This window comes from Actinoplanes missouriensis 431 (genome assembly GCF_000284295.1).
Lineage (GTDB): Bacteria > Actinomycetota > Actinomycetes > Mycobacteriales > Micromonosporaceae > Actinoplanes > Actinoplanes missouriensis.
Genome location: NC_017093.1, coordinates 7386966 through 7407139 on the forward strand (window position 1 = coordinate 7386966; position 20174 = coordinate 7407139).

Sequence of the window (20174 nt, forward strand, 5' to 3'; positions counted from 1 at the left end):
CCATGGTGCCCGAGGCGGCAGGCGCGCGACAGCCCGTGACAGGGTAGGGATCATGGAATTCCGGATAGCCACACGCGCCGACGTCCCCGCCGTCCTCGATCTGCTCGCGGACGACGACATCACCCGGCAGCGCGGGTACGGCACGGTGCCGGAGCATGTGGACGCGGCGATCTGGGCGGCGTTCGAGGCGATCGAGGCCGACGACCGCAACGAGCTGATCGTCGCGGTGGACCGGAACGAGGTGGTCGGCACCTGCCAGCTCACCTTCATCCCGGGGCTGAGCCGGGGCGGCGGCGAGCGCCTGCTGATCGAGGCGGTCCGGATCCGCTCCGACCGGCGCGGCCGGGGCCTCGGCGGTGAGCTGATCCGCTGGGCCGTCGACCGGGCCCGCGAACGCGGCTGCCGGATGGTCCAGCTGACCACCGACAAGCGGCGCACGGACGCGCACCGCTTCTACGAGCGGCTCGGCTTCACCGCCTCGCACGAGGGCTTCAAGCTGGCGCTATGACCAGTTCGCCTTGTTGATTTTGCTGGGCTGCACCCGCGGCGGCTCACCCGGCATCTTCGGGTGGTCCGGCGGATAGGGCAGGTCACCCTGCCCGGCCTTCTCGTCGCGCTCGGACCACTCCAGCAGCGGGGTGATGTCGTGCTGAACGGCGTCGATGGCGGCGTGCGGGTCACCGGACGCGGCGAACCGGGCCGGCATGGTCCGCAGGTCGAAGTCGTCCGGCTCCACATCGGCCAGCTCGTCCCAGGTCACCGGTGCGGAGACGGTGGCCCGGGCGTTGGCGCGCAGCGAGTACGCGCAGGCGATCGTCCGGTCCCGGGCCATCTGGTTGTAGTCGAGGAACACCTTCTCGCCGCGCTCCTCCTTCCACCAGGAGGTGGTGATGCCGTCCGGGTTGCGCCGCTCCACCTCGCGGGCCAGCGCGATCACCGCCCGCCGCACCTCGACGAAGGACCAGCGCGGGGCGATCCGGACGTAGACGTGCACGCCCCGGCCGCCGGAGGTCTTGGGGTAACCGGTCCAGCCCAGCTCGGCGAGCACCTCGCGCACCACGCCGGCGGTCGCCACGACGTCGCCGAAGCCGGTGCCGGGCTGCGGATCGAGGTCGACGCGCAGCTCGTCCGGGTTGTCGGGCGCGGCGCCGCGCACCGGCCACGGATGGAAGACCACGGTGCCCATCTGGGCGGCCCAGGCGACGTGCGCCAGGTCGGCCGGGCACAGTTCGTCGGCCGTACGCATGCTCGGGAATTTGATCTTTGCCGTCTGGATCCAGTCGGGGACTCCGCGGGTGGGGATCCGTTTCTGGAAGAACGTCTCCCCGTCGAGACCGTCCGGGAAGCGCTGGAGTGTCGTCGGGCGGTCCCGCAGAGCGCGCAGGATGCCGTCGCCGACCGCGAGGTAGTACTCGAAGACGTCCCGCTTCGTGAAACCCCGGCTCGGGAACATCACCCTGTCGGGACTGGACAGGCGGACGGTGTGGCCGGCGATCTCGATCTCTTCCGCGGCGGCTTTCGGCATGCTCCGACCTTATGCCCCGCCGCGTCCCCGGGCTGCCCGCAAAAGCACCGAAGGCCACCCGGCGGGCGACCTTCGGTGGTGACATCCGAGAAGACGGATCAGGCGCGGCGGCGCCGGGTGTACAGGACCGCGCCGACCCCGGCGGCGACCAGCAGGCCACCGAGCGCGAGCGTCCCGGCCAGCGGCGCGCCGGTGACCGGGAGGGTGCTCCCGGAGCTGACGCCGGCGCCCTGGGTGGTCACGGCCGGCGCCGGAGACGCGGTCTCCGAGCTGACCCCGGCCGGCGGGGTGGCCTGGACCGTGCCGGGCGGCGTGGTCGGCGGGGTGGTGGCCGGCGGCGCCGTGGTGGGGCTTTCCCCGCCGTAACCCGGCTTGCCGCGGGTGCCACCGGTGGTGTCGGAGGTCGCGGTGGCCGCCGCCGGCGGCGCGGTGGCGGGCTGCTCGGCTCCGGTGTCGCCGTTGTAGTCGTCCGCGCCGCGGGTGGCGGCCGGCGCGGAGCTCTCCACGGCGCCCGGCCGGGCCGCCTGCGCGGCATCGGTGGCAGCGGTGGCCGGCGACCCGCTGAGGGCCAGAGCGGCGAGGACGGTGACGCCGACCGCGGGAATCCCGGCGGTCAGCCGACGCGAGAAGCTCATGAGAGGAGTATCCGTTCTGTCGCTGAAGGTACGTTCCATGGTCGCACGGGAGCTTAGCGGGGATTGCCCGTTTTACCCGGAAACATCCCTCGGCGGGTCTTCAACTAGGAAGACCACCGAAACGGTGACTCCTCCATAAATGAGACAAAGCGAACACCTTGAGCTCGAACTGCGGGTCCGCGGCGAAGAGGCCTCCGCTGTACGGTGCGTGCAGCTGCACGCTGGTCCCGGAGTCCAGGTAGACGGCGACCACGGTGCGCCGGCCGCGCCGCTCGGCGCGCAGGTCCACCACCCGGTGCCAGGGCGCCACACCCTCACCGAAGACCGACGAGGTACGGATCCCGCGGGCGCCCACCTCGACCCCGGTGCGCCGTCCCGCCATCACACCGAGGATCGCGCCGAGCAGCAGCGGCACCGTGAACACCGCCGCGAACGCCCACCCCGGCGGCCCGCCACCGTCCGGCCAGGCCAGCGTCACCATCAACGCGGCGGTGACACCCGCCACGGCGCTGAGCGCGCCCAGATAGAGACCGTGGCCGAGAGCCTGCTGCCAGGTCGGCCGGAACGTCGCCGGGGATGCAGCTTTCATAGATAGCTCAACGGGATCGTTCTCACCTCCGGCGCACGCCGGGTGCGACGTACGGTTGACACATGGCAACCGATGAGACCACGCTGCCGACCACCGAGGACGAGTGGCGGATCCGCCTCTCCCCGGCCGAGTTCCGGGTGCTCCGTGAGGCGGGCACCGAGGCGCCGTGGACCGGCGAATATGTGGACACCAAGACCGAGGGCATCTACGACTGTCGCGCCTGCGGCGCGGAGCTCTACCCGAGCGACACGAAATTCGACAGCCACTGCGGCTGGCCGTCCTTCGACGACGCCATCCCGGGCGCGGTCAAGGAGATCGAGGACCGCAGCCACGGGATGGTCCGTGTGGAGATCAGGTGCGCGCGCTGCGACTCACACCTGGGCCACGTGTTCCGCGGTGAGGGCTTCACCGCGAAGAACACGCGCCACTGTGTGAACAGCCTGTCGATCCGGCTGGACCCGAAATAGGGTTCAGCGCACCTCATAGACGGTGACGTCACCCGCGCGGTAACGCTCCGTCGCGAACTGGGCCAGCTCCGGGCTGGCCCAGACCTCGCCCTTGCGGTCCGGGTCGGGCACCGGCACGCTGCCGACCGCGACCAGCCAGCGGACCCGGTGCTGCGCGGTGAAGTCCTTCACCCGCTCCGCGGTGGGGTCGGTGAAGACCTCGTCGTTGCGCTGCAGCAGGGCCGGGTCCCAGAACGTGCTGCGGTACAGCGTCCGGTCCCAGAGCCCGCCGGTGGAGAACGCCGGCTCGGTGTAACTCCAGCCCTCCAGCACGACCTGCCGCTCGGAGAACGCCGCCAGCCAGAAGTCCCGGCTGTCGCACGGGCTGTACCCCTGCCGGCAGTGGCTGTTGGTGGCGACGAGATCGCGCGGATGCGAGTGGTCCCGCAGCCAGCGCCCCGCCTTGATCGCACCGCGCGGCATCGCGATGACGCTGGTGTCGGAGACCAGGTCCCGCTGCGATTTCCCGGAGGTCAGCGCGTCCCAGACGTTCCGGTTCGTCACCACACCGCTCGTCACGGCGATCGCCGTCACCGCGATCGTGGCGACCGCCAGCACCTGCGCCCGGCCCAGCTTGACCAGCAGCGCGACCACCACGACCAGCGCCACCAGGCCGGCGATCGCGGCCAGCAGCACCAGGTACGGACGGGTCGCCTGCTCCACCGTGAAGCCGGCGAGCGGCTCGACCGGCCCCTTCTCCCCCACGGTCGCCCGGATGACCAGCAGCACGGCAGCGCCGCCTGCCGCGCCGAGCGCCGCCACGGCGAAGAACCGGCCCGGCGCCCGCTTCCCCGCGGGGAGCAGCGCGGCGAGGCCCAGGGCGGCCAGGATCCCCAGGTACGGGGTCGCCGAACGGCCGAAGTAGGTCTGGCTCATGCCCGGGTGCGCCAGGATGTACAGCGCGCCCAGTCCGGCCACCGCGAATCCGAGCATCACGTGCACGATCGGGTCGGTCCGCCAGCCCCGGCGCAGCAGGCCGGCCATGCTCGCCCAGCCGAGCAGGCAGGCGCCGAGCGAGATGCCGGTCAGCGCGGCGAGCGTGCCCCAGTCGTTGAGCGCGTTCTGGGTGCCCATCACCGCCCGGCCCAGCACCGAGTACTTCACCGTCTGCAGCGGGTTCACCTCGGTGCCCTGCGAGCCGGAGCCGTAGAGGATGAGCTGCGCGAACGCCAGCCAGCCGAGCGAGATCAGCAGCGCCGGCAGCTCCGGTCCGGGCCGCTTGCGCTGCACCAGCCGGAAGAAGAGAGCCAGCAGCAGACCACAGATCAGCATGGGTACGAACGTGGCCTTCGCCCCGGCCATCGCGCCGATCAGCACGGCCAGCACGATCCACGGCACCGGGCGGCGGCGCTCGGCGCCCTCCGGGGCCTGGAAGATCCCGCACAGCACGTAGATCGCCACGATCGCGAAGAACGCCGCGAACGTCTGTGTCGGGCTGACCCAGAGGTTGTCGATGAAGACGATCGCGTCCATCGGCTTGGCCGACCAGCCGGACGGGACGGTCACCGCGGCCACGAGCATCAGCAGGATCGCGACGTTCCCCGGCCACCAGCGACCGGTGATCCGGTGCACCAGGCCGATCACGGCGAGCAGGAAGACGGCGATCATCGGGACCGGCAGCAGCCGCATGATCAGCACCTGCGGCTCGACGCCGCTGATCCAGCTGGCCGCCGCCCCGTGGGCATAGACGTACCAGTGGTAGACCAGTTCGACGCCGGACACCCAGGGGGTGTTCAGCGGCACGTCGTGCTTGAACTCGCCGACCAGCGCGAACTGGAACGGGAAGTCCACGTGCATGGCGCCGTAGTTCCGCCCGCTCAGCGGGTTCCACCGGAAGACCGTGAGCGCGCCGCTGATCAGGATGAACGACGTGCCCAGCGCGGCCGACCAGGAGGCGCCCAGCGGCATCCGCTCGCCGTTGCCGCGCCAGAACCGGCGCAACCTCGGCACCGCGGCGAACGCCACGACGGTGAGGATCGGCCAGGCCAGCACCGCGAACGGCAGGTCGGCCTGACGGGCCAGCATGTAGACCGGCAGCTCCACCGCGAAGCCCGCGGCGGTGCCGAACGCGGCGTCCAGCGGCAGGTAGCCGGAGCGGCCCTGCAGAGCGCGCCAGATCAGCGTGCCGGGCAGCGTGACGCAGCCCAGCGAGTACGCCGCGAACGCGAGCTGGGCCCGCTCGCCGACGCCGTAGTAACTCATCGTCACTGCGGTGACCGCGAGCGTGAAGATCAGGGCCAGCCAGCCCGGAGACAGCAATGCTCTTTGCAGAACCAAGCGCCGACGACCGGCCACCGCTGCGGTGGCCGGTCCGGTTTCTTCAGTTCGTGGGGTGTCGGTGACTTCTGTGGTCATGTCACCGATGCGTCGCCAACTGCGTCGGTACAGCCGCCGCCTCGATCGAGACGGCCTCCGGCTTCGTGCTCATCGGCTCCTGCTCATCCGTGTCGAACGCGACCAGGAACTTCGGACGGTTCTGGGTCGCTGCGTAGATTCGCCCCACGTACTCGCCGAGCAGCCCGAGGCAGATCAGCTGCACCGCGCCGAGGAGCAGCACGGCGATGTAGAGGGACGTCCAGCCCGGCACGGTAACACCGAAGCCCCACGCCGCGATCCCACTGACCACCAAACCGAGACACACCATGAAGGTGACCAGGCCGAGCCAGGTGGCGACCCGCAGCGGCGCCGCCGAGAAGCTGGTGACGCTGTCCACGCTCAGCTTGATCATCTTGGTGAGCGGGTACTTGGTCTCGCCGGCGACGCGCTCTGCCCGGACGTAGGTCACCTCGCCGCTGGCGAAACCGAGCGACGGCACGACCAGCCGGTACACCGGCTGCTGCTCCTGAAGGTCGTTCAGGGTGTCCACGACCACGCGGCTCATCAGCCGGAAGTCGCCGGCCTGGTCACTGAGGTGCGGGCCGACCAGCTTGCGCATCAGCCAGTAGTAGACGCCGGCGGTGTTGCGCTTGAACGACGTGTCGGTGCTGCGGTCGCTGCGGACGCCATAGACCACGTCCAGGTTCTCCGAGCGCGCCTTCGCCAGCATGTCGCCGATGGTCTCCGGCGGGTCCTGGAGGTCGGCGTCGATGCTCACGACGTACTCCCCGCGGGCGGACTTCAGGCCGGCCGCGAGCGCCGACTGGTGGCCCACGTTGCGGCGCAGCTTGACCACGCGCAGCTCGGACCAGTCCTCCCGCAGCTCGAGCAGCCGCTCGACCGTCTCGTCCCGGCTGCCGTCGTCGACCGCGACCACTTCGTACGTGACGCCCAAGCCGTCCAGCACCGGACGCAGACGCGCCACGAAGTGGTCCACCGCCTCGCGCTCGTTGTACATCGGCGTCACGACCGACAGGGTCAGTGAGTTGAGCACGAAGTCACGTGACATTTGCCGTCCCCAGGTTCTGGCTCTGAAGTGAAAAGGCTTACGTGCGCCCGCGGAACGCGAGCGATCTTCGCCAGCCAATGGTCGCAGAAGGTACCGCAGATCCGCTAATGGAAGGTGTCACCGGTGTGGAAGTCAAGCCGCTCCAGGTCGTCTATCCGGTAACGGTGACCTGTCTCGGCCGTGATCCAGCCGGTGGACGAGGACACCACCCACTCCGGACCGAGATCCGGCGCGAACGTGTCACCTTCCGCATCGAAGTCTATGGTCGTGCGGACCAGGTGCTCCGCCCGGGGGAGGAACGCGGCGTAGATTCCACCCCCGCCGATCACCCAGAAGTCGTCCTCGGTGATCTCCTCCGGGGAGTGGGTGACCACCGCGCCCTCGGCCTTCCAGCCGGGATCCCTGGTCAGTACGACGTTACGGCGGCCCGGTAGCGGGCGGACCCGTTCCGGGAGCGAATCCCAGGTGGCCCGCCCCATCACCACTGTCGAGCCCATCGTCCGTTCCTTGAACAGGCGCTGCTCGCCGGGGAGCCGCCACGGGATGTCACCGGCCGCGCCGATCACCCCGTTCCGCGCCTGCGCCCAGATCATGTGCACGCTCATGCCGGATTCCTCATACCGCGACCGGCGCCTTCAGAGCGGGGTGATGCCGGTAGTCCACCACCGTGAAATCCTCGTACGCGTACTCGAAGAGGCTGGGCCGCTCGGCGATCTCCAGCTCCGGGAACGGGTACGCCTCCCGGGTCAGCTGCTCGGTGACCTGCTCCACGTGGTTGTTGTAGATGTGGCAGTCCCCGCCGACCCAGACGAAGTCGCCGGGCGCGAGGCCGGCCTGCGCCGCGACCATCCGGGTGAGCAGCGCGTAACTCGCGATGTTGAACGGCACGCCGAGGAAGAGGTCTGCGCTGCGCTGGTAGAGCTGGCAGGAGAGCTTGCCGTCCGCCACGTAGAACTGGAACATCGCGTGGCACGGCGCGAGCGCCATCTTCGGCAGGTCACCGACGTTCCACGCCGAGACGATCATGCGACGCGAGTCCGGGTTCTTCCGGAGCGTGTCGAGGATCTCGGAGATCTGGTCGACCTCGCCGGACGGCGTGGGCCACGACCGCCACTGGTGCCCGTAGACCGGCCCCAGCTCCCCGGACTCGTCCGCCCACTCGTCCCAGATCGTCACGCCCTGCTCGTGCAGCCACGCGACGTTGGTGTCGCCGCGCAGGAACCAGAGCAGCTCCACCGCGATCGACTTGAAGTGCACCCGCTTCGTGGTGATCAGCGGGAAGCCCTGGGAGAGGTCGTAGCGCAGCCGCTCGCCGAAGAGACTTCGGGTGCCGGTCCCGGTCCGGTCGGTCTTCGGTGTTCCGGTGTGCAGCACCCGCCGGAGCAGGTCTTCGTACTGGGTGTCGACGGCCATGGCCCAAACCGTAGCGAATCCTCAGGCGCGCAGCTTCCCGGCGATGGTCACCATTCGGGTGGCCAGGTGGTCGAGAGCGGCGTGCTGCACCCCGGTGAGCGGCGCGTCGTTGTTACCGCCGGTGACGTGCGAGACACCGTACGGGTTGCCGTCGGCGAACTTCAGCGGGTCGGTGTACCCGGGTGCCACCACGATGCCGCCGAAGTGGTAGATCGTGTTGTAGAGCGCCAGCAGGGTGGACTCCTGGCCGCCGTGCTCGGTCATCGACGCGGTGAACCCGGCGTACGCCTTGTTCGCCAGCAGACCCTGCCCCCACTGCGGGCCCAGGGTGTCGATGAACTGCTTGAGCTGGCTGGAGACGTTGCCGTACCGGGTCGGGGTGCCGAAGAGCACACCGTCGGCCCAGACCACGTCGTCCGCAGTCGCCTTCGGCTCGTTCTTGGTGCGGTCGAAGTGCTGGCTCCACGCCGCGTTCGAGGCGATCGCCTCCTCGGGGGCGAGTTCCGGGACCTGACGCAGACGTACCTCGGCCCCGGCCTTCTCCCCCGCCTCCCGCAGGCGTTCCGCCATGCCGTGGATGGTGCCGGTGGACGAGTAGTAGATGATCGCCAGTTTGACGTCTGCCACGGTTCCTCCTCGAAGGTGAGCTGCTTACCGATCAGCAGATCCCCCCGGGCGGCCGGCTGTAACGCTTATAGGCGAATTTCACTGCCGTTCGGACCGACCACGTCGGCCTGCTCGTCGTCGAGCCAGACGCCGTCGCTCGCCAGATAGCGGAACTTGTAGTGGCCGGGGTCGAGCGGCACGCTCACGGTGCGGGTGCCGTTGCGCCGCGCCTGGAGCTCGTGCCGGCCGGGCTCCCAGTCGTTGAAGTCGCCGACGACGCTGACCCGCCCGGCCGGCTCGTCCGCCGGCAGGCTGAAGGTCACACGTGTCTTGTTGCCGAACAGCTTGCTGCGTTTGATCATGGCGTCCTCCACAAAGCGGTGCCTCATCCGTACAACGGCAGGAATGCCCCGAAGGTCAGGACACGCCGCGTATGTTGTCCCGATGCATCCTGAACCACACGATGAGCTGCGAGTGGCCTCGTTCCGCGATCTCGACACCACAACTCTTTACGCGATCCTGCGGTTGCGCGTGGACGTCTTCGTGGTCGAACAGGAATGCCCCTACCCGGAACTGGACGGCCGGGACACCGAGCCCGGAACCCGGCATCTGTGGTTCGAGCGGGGCGGTGAGGTGCGGGCGTACCTCCGCGTGCTGCGCGACCCGGACGCCGAGCGGATCGGCCGCGTGGTCACCGCGAAGGACGCCCGGGGCGCGGGCCTGGCCGGCCGGCTGATCACCGAGGCGCTCACCGTGATCGGGAACCGGCCCGCGGTCCTCCACGCGCAGGCCCACCTGGCCGATTATTACGCCACGTTCGGATTCGCCCCCTCCGGCCCCGAATACCTCGAAGACGGCATTCCACACATCCCCATGGCAAAACCCGCATAGGTACGCCCGGAGCCGCTCCCAACCGCAGCAGCGCGGCCCCGTGAATGACGCACACCTGACGGTCCGCCGGGCCGGCGCTTCCCGCCGCCGGCCCCGGCCTGCCGCGCCGGCTCCCCACACAGGGCACCGATGCCACTCAGCTTGAGTGGCATTGCGGCACCGCCAGCCGTAGCCCAGGCACGTTGAACGCCCGTGAACTACGGCTCGGGAACACCGCACGCCACTCAGGTCCAATCGATCACGGGTGTGACCTGGCGGCACGAGCGACAGGCCCCCGACCGATCGTGATCACCGGACCGAACCGCCGAACACTGCCACCGGCGGGGCGACCACCGCACGCAGTAACGGTTCGCGTGCGCCCACCGCCCCGGCACACTCCTGCGTGTGGAACCAGGGCGCGCTCCGGCACCCGAACTCCACACGCCGGGAACACGCGGTCAGGGGAGGTTGGTGACCAGCTCGGAGACGGAGCGGCGGCGGCCGGTGAAGAAGGGGACCTCCTCGCGGACGTGCCGGCGGGCGCCGGAGGCACGCAGGTCGCGCATCAGGTCGACGATGCGGTGCATCTCATCGGCCTCGAAGGCGAGCATCCACTCGTAGTCGCCGAGGGCGAACGAGGCGACCGTGTTGGCGCGGACGTCCGGGTAGGGCCGGGCCATCTGACCGTGCTCGGCCAGCAGCTGACGGCGCTCGGCGTCGGGCAGCAGGTACCACTCGTAGGAGCGGACGAACGGGTAGACGCAGATGTAGGCGCGGGCCTCCTCGCCGGCCAGGAAGGCCGGCAGGTGGCTGCGGTTGAACTCGGCCGGGCGGTGCAGCGCCATCTGCGACCACACCGGCTCCAGGTGCCGGCCGAGCGCGGTGCGGCGGAACAGCCCGTAGGCGTCCTGCAGCGCATCAGGCGTCGCCGCGTGCCACCAGATCATCACGTCGGCGTCGGCGCGCAGACCGGACACGTCGTACGTGCCGCGGATCGTCACGTCCTTCCCGGACAGCTGCTCGAAGAGCGCGTCGACCTCACCGGCCAGGTCCTCGCGAAGCGCCGGCAACGGCGTCGCGGCCCGGAACACCGACCACATGGTGTAACGGATCGTCGCGTTCAGCTCGTTGATCCGCGCCGCGTTGGTCTGCTCGCTCATGCTTCCTCCAAGAACTTGCTCACATCGTCCGCGGCGCGCTCGCCGCTTGCCACACACACCGGGATGCCGACACCGTCGAACGCCGCCCCGGCCAGCGCCAGACCCGGCGGCAGCGCGGCCCGGGCCGCCGCGACCCGGTCGGCGTGGCCGGGAGCGTACTGCGGGAGGGCGCCGCCCCACCGCTGGATCCAGGACGCTGCCGGCGCCGGCAGCGGCGCGCCGGCCGGCTCGCCGAGCTCCTGACGGGCCCGGTCCAGCAACTCGCCGAGCTCGCGGCGGGCCCACTCCAGCAGCGCGGCGTCGTCGAGCTGCAGGCGGTCCTCCTCGCCGGCCCGGCCCAGCGAGGCGCGCACCACGACCGGACCTCCCGGCCGGTCCAGGTGCGGCCATTTGCGGGTGAAGAACGTGGCCGCCTTGACCAGCGTGCCCTCCCCCGGCGGAACCAGGAAGCCGGAGAGCTCGGGCAGCACGGTGCCCGGCGGGAGCGCCAGGCCGGCCAGGGCGACGCTCGCGTAGGTCAGCGTGCCGACCGCCTGCGCCACCGCCGGCGCGACCTCGGCGAGCAGCCGGGACGCCGGTTTCGCCGGGACGGCGAGCACCACGGCGTCCACGTCCTCGGTCCGCGGCGCGGGCGCCGGCCCGAGGACGAGACGCCAGCCGGTGGCGGTGCGGATCAGCTCGCGCACCGGCAGCCCCAGGCTGATCCGGGCCCGGCTCGCCGTCGCTGCCGCGGAGACCAGACGGCTCATCCCGCCGTCGACGGCCGCGAAGACCGGTCTGCCCGGCACCCGGCGGGACTGGGCCTGGGCGGCCCGGACCGCGGCGCGCAGCGTGTGCTCGGTCTCGGCGGTGCGGGCCAGCTGCGGCATGGTGACCCGCAGCGAGAGCTGGTCGGCACGGCCCGCGTAGACCCCGCCGAGCATCGGGTCGACCAGCCGGTCGACCACCTCGGCGCCGTACCGCGAGCGGACCAGCGCGCCGACCGCGACGTCCTCGTCCGGCCCGAGCAGCGGGCGGCCGAGATCCTGATCGGCGGCGGGATCGGCGTCGGCGATGCCGTTCAGCGTGGAGAGGTCGCCGGGGACGCCGACCAGGGTGCCACCCGGGATCGGGGTGAGCCGGCCGTCGATCGCGAGCGCGGCGGGTTGTCGCGCGGGGTGCACCAGGGCGTCGCCGAGACCGAGCCGGCGGGCCAGCGTCACCGCCGCGGAGTCGGCCCCGTCCGGGCCACTGGCCAGGAAGGACTCGGCGCCCCGCTCGACCGTGAGACCACCGAGCTCACCGGTGCGCAGTTTGCCGCCCAGGGCGCCGCTCTGCTCGAACACGACGATGTCGGCGCCCTCCGGGATCTGCTCCCGCAGGCGCACGGCAGCCGCCAGCCCGGCGATGCCGCCACCGATGACCGCGATCCGCTTCCGCACGATTCCCACACTCCCAGGTCCGCCCGGCTCCGCCCACCCAGGGTCGGCCGGCTGTGACGCAACCCTTCCAGGCCGGTGTCCCGGGCGGCCAGGGACACAAGTCCTTAATCCCGCCGGGACGGAAAACGGCCCGCCGAGGCAGCCGTCAGGACCGGCCGGACACCTCGTGCACCAGGGCGACCAGGCGGGTCAGGATCTCCGGGTCGGTCTCCGGCATCACACCGTGACCCAGGTTGAAGACGTGACCCGGAGCGGCGGCGCCCTGCGCGAGCACCCGGCGCGTCTCCCGCTCCACGGTCTCCCAGCCGGCGAAGAGGATCGCCGGGTCCAGGTTGCCCTGGACGGCTTTCTCCGGGCCGAGACGCTTGGTGGCGACGTCCAGCGGGGTACGCCAGTCGACGCCCACCACGTCCGCGCCGGCCTCGCCCATCGCCTCGAGGAGCACCGCCGTGCCGACCCCGAAGTGGATCCGCGGCACCCCGGCGCCGGCCAGCCCGCTCAGCACCGCGGCCGAGTGGGGCAGCACGTACTGCCGGTAGTCGGCCTCGGAGAGCGCGCCGGCCCAGGAGTCGAAGAGCTGGACCGCGCTGACCCCGGCGTCCACCTGGGTACGCAGGAACGTCAGCGTGATCTCGGAGAGCCGGCCGAGCAGCGCGTGCCACAGGTCGGGCTGGGCGTACATCATGGCCTTGGTCTTCAGGTACGTCCGGGACGGCCCACCCTCGATCAGGTAACTGGCCAGCGTGAACGGCGCGCCGGCGAAACCGATCAGCGGCGTGCTGCCGAGCTCGGCGACGAGCAGGCGCACCGACTCGGCGACGAAGTCCACGTCGTCCGGGGTGATCGGGCGCAGCCGCTCCAGGTCGGGCGCGGACCGGATCGGCTCGGCCACCACCGGGCCGGTGCCGGCCACGATGTCCAGATCGATCCCGGCCGCGGCGACCGGCACGACGATGTCGCTGAACAGGATCGCGGCGTCGACGCCGTGCCGCCGGACCGGCTGCAGGGTGATCTCGGTGACCAGATCGGGACGGCGGCACGACTCGAGCATGCCGACCCCCGCACGGATCTTGCGGTACTCGGGGAGCGAACGCCCGGCCTGCCGCATGAACCAGACCGGCGTGTGCGGGCCCGGAAGGCCGCGACACGCCCGGACAAAGGGGGAAGCTTCGAGAACGGTCACCGGCTCATGGTGCCACGGCAGTGTTCCTCCCCGGCGGCGTGCCGAGCACGGAGGGCCCCGAGATCGGCTTAGTCTGCCAACATGGCGTCCCCCTCCGCTGCCCCCGAGGCGTTCACCCGCGCCGTCGCCGGGTTGCGCGTGGACTCGCCGTGGTCCGAGATCCTCCTCGAGGAGATCACCCCACCGCAGAAGCTCGCCCCGTACGCGTTCGCGCTCAGCGCCACCGTGCTGCGCGGCGAGGACGAGGTGGCGAGCGGGCGGCTGATCCTGCTGCACGAGCCGGACGGCCACGAGGCGTGGCACGGCACCCTGCGCCTGGTCACGCTGATCACCGCGGAGCTGGAGGCGGACCTGGCCACCGACCCGCTGCTGCCGGCCGTGGCCTGGAGCTGGCTCTCCGACGGGCTGGAGCACTACGCGGCGGCGTACACGGCGATCGGCGGCACCGTGACGCAGACCGCGTCGACCCGGTTCGGCGAGCTGGCCGGTCCGGAGCCGACCGCGGATCTGGAGGTGCGCGCGTCCTGGACACCGACCTCCGACGACTTCGGCGCCCACCTGCGCGGCTGGTGCGCGATGCTGGCGTCGACGGCGGGACTGCCCCCGCCGGGGGTGGTGTCGCTCAGCGACCGGCCGCGCGGGGTGACCACCCACCGGGGGTGAAAGGCGCGCAGCGGCCTTGCGTGGCAGGTGGTCGCGCGGTAGCCACGGGACGGGTCATGTCGGTGTGGGCGGTTCGTCCCCGTACCCTGTGATTCAGCCTTTTCCGCAGGAGCCCAGGGTGTCGCAGGCGGTCTCGATCGGGATGGCGAGGCCGATGCCCTCGGCGTCGCGTGCCTTCGCGGTGGCGATGCCGACGACCTGCTTGCTGGTGTTGACGACCGGGCCGCCGCTGTTGCCGGGGTTGATCGGCGCGTCGAACTGGATCGTCGGGCCGTCCGCGTCGTCCGGCCGGTACGCGCTGATCACGCCCGTGGTGACCGAGTCGTCGAGCCCGAGCGGCGCGCCCACGACCACCACCTGCTGGCCCGGCTTCACGTCGTCGGTGGCGACCCCGAGTCCCTTGATCTCACGGGACGTGCGCAGCAGCGCGAGATCCTTGCCCGCGCTGACCTTCACGATCGTCGCCTCGATCCGGGTGTTGCCCCGCTCCAGCGACACCGACTTGTCGCCGCTTTCGAACGTCTCCTCGACCACGTGATAGTTCGTGAACAGGTTGGTGCGCCCGTCATCGGTGCTGCCGACCGCGAACGCGGTGCCGGTGAAGTCGCCGGCCCGCACCCGGAAGACGCTCGGCAGCACGGCCGCCGCGATCCCTTCCGGGTCGAAGACGGTGGCGAGTTGTTTCTCGAGCTCCTGGCTGCGGCCCTGCTCGGCGGAGACCGCGGTGGCGAGATCGTTGCTGCTGCGGATCATGCCCTCGACCCGGAACGCCTGCCACGCGGAGACCGCGAGCAGCGCGACCACCAGCACGATGACCACCGTGCGGCCGCGACCGGTGCGGGCGATCGGGGCGGCGGCCGGGGTGGAGGCTGCCGCCGGAACCGGATCGGGGTAGGTCTGCTGCTGATAGGACGGCTGTTGCGGGTACCACTGTTGCTGATCCCATTGCTGTTGCTGATCCCATTGCTGTTGCCGGTCCCACTGCTGCTGCTGATCCCACTGCCGTTCCTGGAACCACTGCTGCTGCTCGGGGGCCGCCCACTCCCCGCGACGCTGGTCATAGCCGTTGGCGGGGGTGAAGGGTTCGTATGGGCTCATCCGGCGCGGCCTCCGTAATTTTCAGCGCTGCGTGTAGTGATACGCACGAAATCGCCGCGCGGTTGAGTCCCGCCCCAGAGTCCCGCCGAAGATCGAGAATCGACGCGCCGGACCCCGGCTGCGCACGGCAAGGGCGTCGCCCCCGTACGGTTACGGAGTGACCGACGAAGCACCCCTGCGCCGTCGGGACGCGCCGGACACAGCAGGGGACGGACCGCACTCCGTGCCGCCCGACCCGAATTCTGGCGGTCCCGCATCGACCCCTCTCACTGCCCCGCGCGACGGAACCCCTCGTCCGGTGGAGACCTCGGCCGAACTGGCCGATGTGGTCTCCCGGATGTCGGCGGGGACCGGACCGGTCGCCGTGGACGCCGAGCGCGCCTCCGGCTACCGCTACACCCAGCGCGCCTACCTGGTGCAACTGCGCCGGGCGGGCGCCGGAACCGTCCTGATCGACCCGTTGCCGCTGGACGATCTGCGCACCCTCGACGCCGCGCTCGCCGAGTCCGAATGGGTGCTGCACGCCGCGAGTCAGGACCTGCCGTGCCTGGCCGAGCTGGGCTTCAGACCGCGCCGCCTGTTCGACACCGAACTGGCCGCCCGGCTCGCCGGTTTCGAGCGGGTCGGCCTGGCCGCGCTCACCGAGCAGCTGCTCGGCTACTCGCTGGAGAAACACCACTCGGCGGCGGACTGGTCGACCCGTCCCCTGCCGGACTCCTGGCTCACCTATGCCGCCCTCGACGTCGAGCTCCTCACCGACCTGCGTGACCTGCTCGCCGCCGAACTCGAACGCCAGGGCAAGACCGCCTGGGCCGCCGAGGAGTTCGCGGCGCTCGTCGCGAGCGCCGACCGGCCGCCGCGAGTCCGTCCCGATCCCTGGCGGCGGACGTCAGGCATTCATCGGGTACGGGGTGCGCGGGCCCAGTCCCGGGTGCGCGCCCTCTGGTACGCCCGTGACGGCGTCGCCGCCCGCCGCGACTCCGCCCCCGGACGGGTGCTGCCCGACTCCGCGATCATCGCGGCCGCCGAGGCCGACCCGAAGGACGAGCGCACCCTGCTCGGCATCCCCGGGTTCGGTGGCCGCTCGGTGCGCCGGCTGGCCCGGATCTGGCTCGACGCGCTGGACCAGGCCCGGGCGTTGCCGGACGACGCGTTGCCGGTGAACCAGCCGGTCGAGGGCCCGCCCCCGCCGCACCGCTGGGCCGAGCGCGACCCGATCGCCGCGGCCCGGCTGGCCCGGTGCCGCGCCGTGGTCGTCGGCACCGCCGAGCAGCACAACCTCCCGCCGGAGAACCTGATCAGCCCGGACTTCATCCGCCGGCTGGCCTGGTCGCCACCGGACGAGGTGACCTCCCAGACGGTCGCCGACACGCTGCGCGGCTTCGGCGCCCGGAACTGGCAGGTGGGCCTGATCGCCGAACAGCTCGCCACAGCCCTCCCGGCCCCCGACCCGGCAGACTGAGCCGACCGCCGATCAGGCGCGTTCGTCGCTTTTGTGGCCACACCCGTTGCGGGTGTGGCCACATCCCGGACAGGCGTGAGCCGCGGAGAGCACGGCCGCGCCGCGGGTGCTGCCGTCGAGCGTGGGGAATTCGGGTGCACTCCTCGGGGCCACCACCCGGATGCGACATGGATCTTGACCTTGACCTGGGGTTTCGGGTTCTCGGGGAACGTGGCGGAAACAGAGCTGTGACGTTTTCGCGATGCGGTGGCAGGGCCTAGTTACCGGCGAGTAGCATTCCTGGCACGCTTAGGGTTCACGCCCGCAAGGAGGCTTGCTGTGCCCCGTGAAGTACGCGAGGTCGTCTTCGTCGACGGCGTCCGCACCCCGTTCGGCAAGGCGGGCGGCATGTATGCCGAGACCCGCGCCGACGACCTGGTGATCCGCTGCATCCGAGAGCTGATTCGGCGGAACCCCCAGCTCCCGACCGACCGGGTGGACGAGGTCGCGATCGCGGCCACCACCCAGACCGGTGACCAGGGCCTGACCATCGGCCGCACGGCGGCGCTGCTCTCCGGCCTGCCGAAGACCGTTCCCGGCTACGCCATCGACCGGATGTGCGCGGGCGCCATGACCGCGGTGACCAACGTCGCCGGCGGCATCGCGATGGGCGCGTACGACATCGCGATCGCGGGCGGCGTCGAGCACATGGGCCGGCACCCGATGGGCGAGGGCGTCGACCCGAACCCGCGGATCCTCGCCGAGAAGCTGGTCGACCCGTCGGCCCTGGTGATGGGCTCGACCGCGGAGAACCTGCACGACCGGCTGCCGCACATCACCAAGGAGCGCGCCGACCGGTACGGGCTGAACTCGCAGATCAAGACCGCGAAGGCGTACGCCAACGGCAAGATCCAGCCGGACCTGGTGCCGGTGGCGATCCGCAGCGCCGAGCAGGGCTGGGGCCTGGCGACCGTCGACGAGGCGCCGCGCGAGACCTCGATGGAGAAGCTCGCCACGCTGAAGACCCCGTTCCGCCCGCACGGCCGGATCACCGCGGGCAACGCCGCCGGTCTCAACGACGGCGCGACCGCGGCCGTCCTCGCCGACGAGGCGACCGCCCGTGAGCTGGGCCTGCCGGTCGCGATGCGGCTGGTGTCCTACGGGTTCGTCGGCGTCGAGCCGGAGATCATGGGGTACGGCCCGATCCCGTCGACCGAGAAGGCCCTGAAGAAGGCCGGTCTCACCATCGACGACATCGGCCTGTTCGAGCTGAACGAGGCGTTCGCGATCCAGGTGCTGGCGTTCCTCGACCACTACGGCATCGCCGACGACGACCCGCGGGTCAACCCGTGGGGCGGCGCGATCGCCATCGGTCACCCCCTCGCCTCCTCCGGCGTGCGGCTGATGACCCAGCTGGCCCGTCACTTCGAGGAGCACCCCGAGGTCCGCTACGGCCTCAACGCCATGTGCATCGGTATCGGCATGGGTGGCACCGTGATCTGGGAGAACCCGAACTGGGAAGGCTTCGCGAAGTGATCGAGAACCCGAACGAGGTAGTGACCAAGGCCCTCGTCCGCCTGGTCAGCGTGCCCGGCCTCGACAAGCAGGCCGCTCTGATCACGCTGGACAACGGCTTCGACCACAAGAAGCCGAACAGCTTCGGCCCGGCCGGCCTGAAGTCGCTGGACGAGGCGATCACCACGGCGACCGCGGCGGCGCCGGCGTTCATCGCGATCACCGGTAAGCCGTACATCTTCTGTGTCGGCGCGGACATCACCGGCATGCCGCTGATCAGCTCCCGCGACCAGGCCGTGGCGCTGGGCGAACTCGGTCACCGGGTGTTCGCGCGGCTCAAGAACAGCGAGATCCCGACGTTCGCGTTCATCAACGGCGCGGCGCTCGGCGGTGGCCTCGAGGTCGCCCTGCACTGCCACTACCGCACGGTCTCCGGCGGCGCGGCGGCGCTCGGCCTGCCCGAGGTCGCGATCGGCCTGATCCCCGGCTGGGGCGGCAGCCAGCTGCTGCCGAACCTGATCGGCGTGCCGGGGGCGGCCCAGGTCATCCTGCAGAACCCGCTCACCCAGAAGACGCTGCGCCCGAAGCAGGCCCGCGAGCTGGGCGTCGCGGACGCGCTCTTCGAGCCGGCCGAGTTCCTCGAGGACTCGCTCGCCTGGGCGGCCGGCGTGGTCAAGGGCGACGTCACGGTGGAGCGTCCCGAGGTCGACAAGGACATGTGGGACGGGGTGCTGTTCTTCGCCAAGCAGCAGCTCGACGAGAAGCTGCACGGCGCGGTCCCGTCCGCGAACAAGGCCCTGGAGCTGCTCGCCCTCGCCAAGGAGTCGTCCTTCGAAGACGGCACCGCGGCCGAGACCGAGGCGCTCGCCGACCTGATCATGGGTGACGAGTCGCGCGCCAGCCTGTACGCGTTCGACCTGGTCCAGCGCCGCGCGAAGCGGCCGGTCGGTGTGCCGTCCCGGGAGAACGCCCGCAAGGTCACCAAGGTCGGCATCGTCGGCGCCGGTCTGATGGCCTCCCAGCTGGCCCTGCTCTTCCTGCGCCGCCTCCAGGTCCCGGTCGTGCTGACCGACCTCGACCAGGCCCGCGTCGACAAGGGCGTGGCCTACGTCAACGAGCAGATCGACAAGCTGGTCGGCAAGCGCCGGATGGACGAGGGCACCGCGGCGAAGCTGCGCGGCCTGATCAGCGGCTCGGTCGACCGGCAGGTCTTCGCGGACGCCGACTTCGTGATCGAGGCGGTCTTCGAGAACCTCGACCTGAAGAAGCAGATCTGGGCCGAGTTCGAGAAGATCGTGAAGCCCGAGGCGATCCTCGCGACGAACACCAGCTCGCTGTCGATCACCGAGATGGCGGCCGGCCTGGAGCACCCGGAGCGGGTCGTCGGCTTCCACTTCTTCAACCCGGTCGCGGTCCTCCCCCTGCTGGAGATCATCAAGGGCGAGAAGACCGACGACGCGACGCTCGCCACCGCGTTCGAGGTCGGCAAGCAGCTGAAGAAGTCCTCGGTGCTGGTCAAGGACGCCCCGGCGTTCGTGGTGAACCGGGTGCTCACCCGCTTCACCAGCGAGGTCTTCAAGGCTGTCGACGCCGGCACCCCGCTCGACGTGGTGAACGAGGCGTTCGACCCGCTGGGCCTGCCGATGCGCCCGGTCGCGCTGCTGCAGCTGGTCGGTCCCGCCGTGGCGTACCACGTGGGTGAGACGCTGCATGCCGCGTTCCCGGACCGGTTCGTGGACTCGGCCAACCTCAAGACGATCGTCGACCTCGGGCAGCCGCTGCTCGTGGACGACGAGATCAACCCCGAGGTGGCCAAGGCCCTGGTGCTCGGCGACAGCCCGCTGACCGCCGACGAGGTACGCCAGAGGGCCCTCGACGCCCTGGCCGAGGAGATCCGGATCATGCTCGACGAGGGCGTGGTCGCGGAGGCGCAGGACATCGACCTGTGCATGATTCTCGGCGCGGGATACCCGTTCCACCTGGGCGGCATCACGCCGTACCTGGACCGCAGCGGCACCGCCGAGCGGGTCACCGGCAAGCGCTTCCTGCGCCCCGGCGTGGCGAACGTGCCGGCTTGATCGTGAGGAGCCCCCGCCGAGGCGGGGGCTCCTTGCTGTCACCCGCCTGTGAGAATCCTCCTGGGCAGACCCGCAATACCCTCGAT

General features: G+C 70.9%; 20 protein-coding genes. 7 read left to right on the forward strand and 13 right to left on the reverse strand.

All coding sequences use genetic code 11. The annotated features are described in order from the left end of the window. Positions 1 to 52 precede the first annotated feature (52 nt). On the forward strand, positions 53 to 508 hold the full coding sequence (locus AMIS_RS33590; protein WP_014446921.1) for a GNAT family N-acetyltransferase: 456 nt from the start codon (positions 53 to 55) through the stop codon (positions 506 to 508). On the opposite strand, the gene ligD is transcribed toward AMIS_RS33590, so the two are convergent. The 3 genes from ligD to AMIS_RS33605 all read right to left on the reverse strand — a co-directional run bounded on the left by ligD (position 503) and on the right by AMIS_RS33605 (position 2749). Then, a complete protein-coding gene (gene ligD, locus AMIS_RS33595) occupies positions 503 to 1525 on the reverse strand; it encodes a non-homologous end-joining DNA ligase (protein ID WP_014446922.1) in 1023 nt (340 codons plus the stop codon). The genes AMIS_RS33590 and ligD overlap by 6 nt on opposite strands. 98 nt (positions 1526 to 1623) lie before the next feature. Further along, on the reverse strand, positions 1624 to 2160 hold the full coding sequence (locus AMIS_RS33600; RefSeq protein WP_041830227.1) for a hypothetical protein: 537 nt from the start codon (positions 2158 to 2160) through the stop codon (positions 1624 to 1626). A 100-nt stretch (positions 2161 to 2260) separates the two neighbouring features. After that, positions 2261 to 2749, reverse strand: coding sequence for a hypothetical protein (locus AMIS_RS33605; protein ID WP_014446924.1), 489 nt, complete (start codon positions 2747 to 2749; stop codon positions 2261 to 2263). Positions 2750 to 2811: 62 nt separating this feature from the next. On the opposite strand from AMIS_RS33605, the gene msrB reads away from it, so the two are divergent. Further along, positions 2812 to 3216, forward strand: coding sequence for a peptide-methionine (R)-S-oxide reductase MsrB (msrB, locus tag AMIS_RS33610; protein ID WP_014446925.1), 405 nt, complete (start codon positions 2812 to 2814; stop codon positions 3214 to 3216). 3 nt (positions 3217 to 3219) lie between these two features. Here msrB and AMIS_RS33615 read toward each other — a convergent pair whose 3' ends face one another. From AMIS_RS33615 to AMIS_RS33640, 6 genes are all read right to left on the reverse strand, one after another. Further along, a complete protein-coding gene (locus AMIS_RS33615; protein WP_157435168.1) occupies positions 3220 to 5610 on the reverse strand; it encodes a hypothetical protein in 2391 nt (796 codons plus the stop codon). 1 nt (position 5611) lies between these two features. Then, positions 5612 to 6640, reverse strand: a complete 1029-nt coding sequence (locus tag AMIS_RS33620) for a glycosyltransferase family 2 protein (protein WP_014446927.1) — start codon at positions 6638 to 6640, stop codon at positions 5612 to 5614. A gap of 104 nt (positions 6641 to 6744) precedes the next feature. Continuing rightward, on the reverse strand, positions 6745 to 7245 hold the full coding sequence (locus AMIS_RS33625) for a dihydrofolate reductase (protein WP_014446928.1): 501 nt from the start codon (positions 7243 to 7245) through the stop codon (positions 6745 to 6747). A 10-nt stretch (positions 7246 to 7255) separates the two neighbouring features. Continuing rightward, complete coding sequence (locus tag AMIS_RS33630; RefSeq protein WP_014446929.1) at positions 7256 to 8053, reverse strand: thymidylate synthase; 798 nt, start codon at positions 8051 to 8053, stop codon at positions 7256 to 7258. Between the two features lie 21 nt (positions 8054 to 8074). Then, positions 8075 to 8680 (reverse strand): NAD(P)H:quinone oxidoreductase, encoded by a 606-nt coding sequence (gene wrbA, locus AMIS_RS33635; protein WP_014446930.1) that lies wholly within the window; start codon positions 8678 to 8680, stop codon positions 8075 to 8077. A gap of 65 nt (positions 8681 to 8745) precedes the next feature. Next, a complete protein-coding gene (locus AMIS_RS33640) occupies positions 8746 to 9021 on the reverse strand; it encodes an isoamylase early set domain-containing protein (RefSeq protein WP_041831546.1) in 276 nt (91 codons plus the stop codon). Between the two features lie 82 nt (positions 9022 to 9103). On the opposite strand from AMIS_RS33640, the gene AMIS_RS33645 reads away from it, so the two are divergent. Further along, positions 9104 to 9550, forward strand: a complete 447-nt coding sequence (locus tag AMIS_RS33645) for a GNAT family N-acetyltransferase (protein WP_014446932.1) — start codon at positions 9104 to 9106, stop codon at positions 9548 to 9550. Positions 9551 to 9987: 437 nt separating this feature from the next. Here the strand turns inward: AMIS_RS33645 and hemQ are convergent, their stop codons facing one another. The 3 genes from hemQ to hemE all read right to left on the reverse strand — a co-directional run bounded on the left by hemQ (position 9988) and on the right by hemE (position 13293). After that, positions 9988 to 10689 (reverse strand): hydrogen peroxide-dependent heme synthase, encoded by a 702-nt coding sequence (hemQ, locus tag AMIS_RS33650; RefSeq protein WP_014446933.1) that lies wholly within the window; start codon positions 10687 to 10689, stop codon positions 9988 to 9990. Then, entirely contained in the window at positions 10686 to 12119 is a 1434-nt protein-coding gene (gene hemG / locus AMIS_RS33655; RefSeq protein WP_014446934.1) for a protoporphyrinogen oxidase, read from the reverse strand. Before hemG ends, hemQ begins: the two co-directional genes overlap by 4 nt. A gap of 136 nt (positions 12120 to 12255) precedes the next feature. Further along, positions 12256 to 13293, reverse strand: a complete 1038-nt coding sequence (hemE, locus tag AMIS_RS33660; protein WP_014446935.1) for a uroporphyrinogen decarboxylase — start codon at positions 13291 to 13293, stop codon at positions 12256 to 12258. A gap of 81 nt (positions 13294 to 13374) precedes the next feature. Between hemE and AMIS_RS33665 the strand changes: the two genes are divergently transcribed. Beyond that, positions 13375 to 13956: a DUF3000 domain-containing protein gene (locus AMIS_RS33665; protein WP_014446936.1), complete on the forward strand. Its 582-nt coding sequence runs from the start codon at positions 13375 to 13377 to the stop codon at positions 13954 to 13956. A 93-nt stretch (positions 13957 to 14049) separates the two neighbouring features. Here AMIS_RS33665 and AMIS_RS33670 read toward each other — a convergent pair whose 3' ends face one another. Further along, a complete protein-coding gene (locus AMIS_RS33670) occupies positions 14050 to 15054 on the reverse strand; it encodes a S1C family serine protease (protein WP_014446937.1) in 1005 nt (334 codons plus the stop codon). Positions 15055 to 15211: 157 nt separating this feature from the next. Here AMIS_RS33670 and AMIS_RS33675 point away from each other — a divergent pair, with 157 nt between their 5' ends. The 3 genes from AMIS_RS33675 to AMIS_RS33685 all read left to right on the forward strand — a co-directional run bounded on the left by AMIS_RS33675 (position 15212) and on the right by AMIS_RS33685 (position 20088). Next, complete coding sequence (locus AMIS_RS33675; RefSeq protein ID WP_083888752.1) at positions 15212 to 16516, forward strand: ribonuclease D; 1305 nt, start codon at positions 15212 to 15214, stop codon at positions 16514 to 16516. Positions 16517 to 16834: 318 nt separating this feature from the next. After that, positions 16835 to 18031, forward strand: a complete 1197-nt coding sequence (locus AMIS_RS33680) for a thiolase family protein (protein ID WP_014446939.1) — start codon at positions 16835 to 16837, stop codon at positions 18029 to 18031. Beyond that, a complete protein-coding gene (locus AMIS_RS33685) occupies positions 18028 to 20088 on the forward strand; it encodes a 3-hydroxyacyl-CoA dehydrogenase NAD-binding domain-containing protein (protein WP_014446940.1) in 2061 nt (686 codons plus the stop codon). Before AMIS_RS33680 ends, AMIS_RS33685 begins: the two co-directional genes overlap by 4 nt. Positions 20089 to 20174 lie beyond the last annotated feature (86 nt).

Excerpts from the sequence above, each read along its gene's own strand:
- AMIS_RS33665 (WP_014446936.1), top strand. The coding sequence starts at position 13,375 with ATGGCGTCCCCCTCCGCTGCCCCCGAGGCGTTCACCCGCGCCGTCGCC.
- AMIS_RS33605 (WP_014446924.1), bottom strand. The coding sequence starts at position 2,749 with ATGAAAGCTGCATCCCCGGCGACGTTCCGGCCGACCTGGCAGCAGGCT.
- AMIS_RS33625 (WP_014446928.1), bottom strand. The coding sequence starts at position 7,245 with ATGAGCGTGCACATGATCTGGGCGCAGGCGCGGAACGGGGTGATCGGC.
- AMIS_RS33645 (WP_014446932.1), top strand. The coding sequence starts at position 9,104 with ATGCATCCTGAACCACACGATGAGCTGCGAGTGGCCTCGTTCCGCGAT.
- AMIS_RS33640 (WP_041831546.1), bottom strand. The coding sequence starts at position 9,021 with ATGATCAAACGCAGCAAGCTGTTCGGCAACAAGACACGTGTGACCTTC.
- msrB (WP_014446925.1), top strand. The coding sequence starts at position 2,812 with ATGGCAACCGATGAGACCACGCTGCCGACCACCGAGGACGAGTGGCGG.
- AMIS_RS33620 (WP_014446927.1), bottom strand. The coding sequence starts at position 6,640 with ATGTCACGTGACTTCGTGCTCAACTCACTGACCCTGTCGGTCGTGACG.
- AMIS_RS33600 (WP_041830227.1), bottom strand. The coding sequence starts at position 2,160 with ATGAGCTTCTCGCGTCGGCTGACCGCCGGGATTCCCGCGGTCGGCGTC.
- AMIS_RS33630 (WP_014446929.1), bottom strand. The coding sequence starts at position 8,053 with ATGGCCGTCGACACCCAGTACGAAGACCTGCTCCGGCGGGTGCTGCAC.
- hemQ (WP_014446933.1), bottom strand. The coding sequence starts at position 10,689 with ATGAGCGAGCAGACCAACGCGGCGCGGATCAACGAGCTGAACGCGACG.
- ligD (WP_014446922.1), bottom strand. The coding sequence starts at position 1,525 with ATGCCGAAAGCCGCCGCGGAAGAGATCGAGATCGCCGGCCACACCGTC.
- AMIS_RS33590 (WP_014446921.1), top strand. The coding sequence starts at position 53 with ATGGAATTCCGGATAGCCACACGCGCCGACGTCCCCGCCGTCCTCGAT.
- AMIS_RS33615 (WP_157435168.1), bottom strand. The coding sequence starts at position 5,610 with ATGACCACAGAAGTCACCGACACCCCACGAACTGAAGAAACCGGACCG.
- AMIS_RS33670 (WP_014446937.1), bottom strand. The coding sequence starts at position 15,054 with ATGAGCCCATACGAACCCTTCACCCCCGCCAACGGCTATGACCAGCGT.